Raw genomic sequence first — 3,002 nt, 5'->3', positions numbered from 1 at the left:
TCGCGCAGGGGCTTGCGATCGGCTTTCGCGCAAAGGTCTTCAACATTGGCGCCGAGGGCCAGTTCGTCCTCGGCGCGATCTTCGCATCGGCCATCCCCATCTGGTTTCCAGCGGCGACGGGCCAGTGGATCTGGCCCTCCATGCTCGTCATCGGTGCGTTGGGCGGCGCGCTGTGGGCATCGCTCACCGCCTTCTGGCGCGTCAGGCTCAACGCAAACGAGATTCTCGTGTCGCTCATGCTGGCGCTGGTTGCCGCGCAATTGCTCAACTATCTGCTTCTCGGCCCATGGAAGGATCCGAACGGCTTCAACTTCCCGCAATCGGTGATGTTCCAGTATGATGCGATGGTTCCGATCCTGATCCCCGGCACCCGCGTCAATGTTTCGCTGCTTGTCGCCTTCGCATTCTCCCTCGCCGCCTGGATCTTCATGCAGAAGAGTTTCGCTGGCTACAAGCTGCAGGTCGGCGGCCTCGCGCCGCACGCGGCCGGATACGCCGGCTTCAACGAAGGGCGCGCGATCTGGCTTTCGCTGCTCATCGGCGGCTTCGCGGCAGGTCTCGCCGGAGCGGCCGAGGTGGCTGGCCCGCTTGGTCAGTTGCAGCGCTCCATCTCGACCGGCTACGGCTACGCCGCCATCATCGTCGCCTATCTCGGTGGCCTTCACCCGGTCGGTATCGTCTTTTCCGCGCTGCTGATGGCGGCCCTCTACATCGGTGGCGATAACGCCATGGTCTCGGCAAATCTGCCGGTCGCAGCGGTCCGGGTCTTCCAGGGCAGCCTGCTGCTCGCCTATCTCGTCGCCATCGCCTTCGTCCGCTACCGGCTCGTCTGGCGCCATGCCGTCCACGGAAGCACGTCATGAACGCCGTCGAGTTCATCGTCGCCGGGATGCTGGCGGCGGCCACGCCGTTCCTACTGGCGGCGCTCGGCGAACTGGTGGCCGAGCGGGCCGGCGTCCTCAACCTCGGCATCGAGGGGCTGATGGCCCTCGGGGCGGTCATCGCCTTCATCGTCGTCCATCAAGGCGGCGGGCATCTCCTCGGTTTCCTCGCCGCTGGCCTCGCCAGCGCTGCTCTTTCCCTTGTCTTTGCTGTCATCGCGCTGGGATTCCGCGCCAACCAGGTCGCGGTGGGCCTCGCCATCGGCATACTCGGCCAGGGCCTCTCGGCGCTGTTCGGCAAGAGCTATGAAAGCCTCACGGTCAAGGGGCTGCCGAAGCTTTCGTTGCCCTGGCTTGCGGATATCCCGGTCTTCGGCGGCCTGTTCGCCCAGGACGTTGTCGTGTGGCTTTCGCTTGCCGCGACCGTCGCCATCTGGGCGATGTTCGCCTACACCAAGACCGGCCTCGTCGTTCGCGCCGTCGGTGAGAACCCCAAGGCGGCGCATGCGCTCGGCTATCCGGTGATCGCCGTACGCTTCGCAGCCGTCGCCTTCGGCGGTGTGCTGGCGGGTTTCGCCGGCGCCTACGCAGCCGTGGTCTACACGCCGCTGTGGGCCGATGGCATGATCGCCGGGCGCGGCTGGATTGCGATTGCGCTCGTCGTCTTTGGCACATGGCTCACCAGCCGGATCTTCCTCGGCGCCTGCCTCTTCGGCGCCGTGTCCCTGGCAAGCCTGGCGGCCCAGGCGACCGGGCTGGGCGTTTCCTCGCAACTTCTGTCGAGCCTGCCCTATCTCGTGACAATCATCGTACTTGGCATCATCTCGTCGAACCGGCGCCTGCTCAAGCTCAACGGCGTGGCTTCGCTCGGAGAGTCTTTCGAGCGATAGGTACGCAGCACCCCCGGCGGCCCCCTCATTGCGGCGGAAAGAAGCACTGGAACCAGGAGAGTCGACATCGCATGAGGATATCTCTATATACCGGCGGCTTCGGCGACGCGCCCTGGGTATTGTGCGGTCGACGGCGCTGCGAATGTGCTGACCTCTATTGTGATGCAAATCGGTCTGAAAACCGGAAAAGCAAAATAGAAACAATAGTATGATGCTGGGTATCCCAGCCACCGCCACCATCATCCTCAACGATCAGAACGTGTTCCTTGAACCTTCCCACCTCTCGCACCCTGTGGACCTCGGGCAAGATCAACTTGCCGGGCGAGGCCGACTCGGCTGGAATGGGAGCATGCATCCTTTGCGGGATGCCGACGTTTATGATTACCAACCGGCATAGCCGCTAGGGAAAAGCAGTATGAGTGAACATGCGATCGAGTTCTTGCGGGAGTGGATTGGCGAGAAGGTTCACTGCCAGCACTCGCCGGCAAAGATCGAGACGCAGGCCGAGACCCTTGCCAAGGAGTGCGCGGCCAAGGCGGCCGAGGAGGGCATTCTTCTGGAGGACATCCAGGAAGAGGTCGGCGACATCAAGGAATTGATCGCATCGCGCCTCGAAGAGGCCGCCGAGGCCAGCGAGCAAGAGACCAATCCGGATAAGCCGTCCGAGTGATAGCCCGGCCCGGAGCAGCCGGGCGAGGGACGCCTGTCCCAGGCAGCGCCTACTGGTTCGGGAATCTGGCCTGAAGCCAGGCCTTCGGCAGCGCCGGCACGAAATTGCCGTCCCGCCCTGTCATGTCCTCATTGGCGACCAGCGCGTTGAGGATCGCTTCCTCCACTCCTTGCACCACCGCATCGAAAAACGGATCGATATCGACGTCAGGGACGAAATCGGCATGCGCGATCCGGCCTGACGGCGCCAGCGCGGCCTCCGGGTTGGCGGTAGAGAAGGCGAGAAAAATGTCGCCCGAACTGTGGTAGCCGTAGCCGCCGGTCATGGCGATGCCGAGCGGGACACGCCTCGCCAGCCGCTTCATCTGATGCGGCAGCAAGGGCGCGTCGGTGGCGACGATGGCGATGATCGAGCCCTTTTCGGCGCGCGGTGTGCCTTCGCGGATCGCCGGTTCGGCGAGATCCGGCCCGACGCGCTGGCCGCGCAGGGTGAAATTGCGCCGCTTGCCGAAATTCGCCTGCACGAACACCCCGACGGTGTAGCGGCTGTCCTGCCATGCGA

Annotated in this window: 4 protein-coding genes; 3 read left to right on the top strand and 1 reads right to left on the bottom strand. The window is 64.2% G+C overall.

What is annotated here, in order from left to right; all coding sequences use genetic code 11:
- From EN742_RS30025 to EN742_RS30015, 3 genes are all read left to right on the top strand, one after another.
- Window positions 1-863: ABC transporter permease (locus EN742_RS30025; RefSeq protein WP_148670355.1), on the top strand; the 863-nt coding region annotated here is incomplete at its 5' end.
- A complete protein-coding gene (locus EN742_RS30020) occupies window positions 860-1,771 on the top strand; it encodes an ABC transporter permease (protein WP_126056424.1) in 912 nt (303 codons plus the stop codon). The genes EN742_RS30025 and EN742_RS30020, both read left to right, overlap by 4 nt.
- A 415-nt stretch (window positions 1,772-2,186) precedes the next feature.
- Window positions 2,187-2,441 carry a DUF768 domain-containing protein gene (locus EN742_RS30015; RefSeq protein ID WP_126056423.1) on the top strand — a complete coding sequence of 85 codons (255 nt, stop codon included), beginning with the start codon at window positions 2,187-2,189 and terminating at the stop codon, window positions 2,439-2,441.
- Window positions 2,442-2,490: 49 nt separating this feature from the next.
- On the opposite strand, the gene EN742_RS30010 is transcribed toward EN742_RS30015, so the two are convergent.
- On the bottom strand, window positions 2,491-3,002 hold a 512-nt coding region (locus tag EN742_RS30010; protein ID WP_189375671.1), incomplete at its 5' end, for a P1 family peptidase.

It is taken from the genome of Mesorhizobium sp. M4A.F.Ca.ET.020.02.1.1, from assembly GCF_004022645.1.
Taxonomy (GTDB): Bacteria; Pseudomonadota; Alphaproteobacteria; order Rhizobiales; family Rhizobiaceae; genus Mesorhizobium.
Note: the sequence above shows the minus strand (reverse complement) of the source record. Positions and strands in the feature narration are given on the sequence as shown.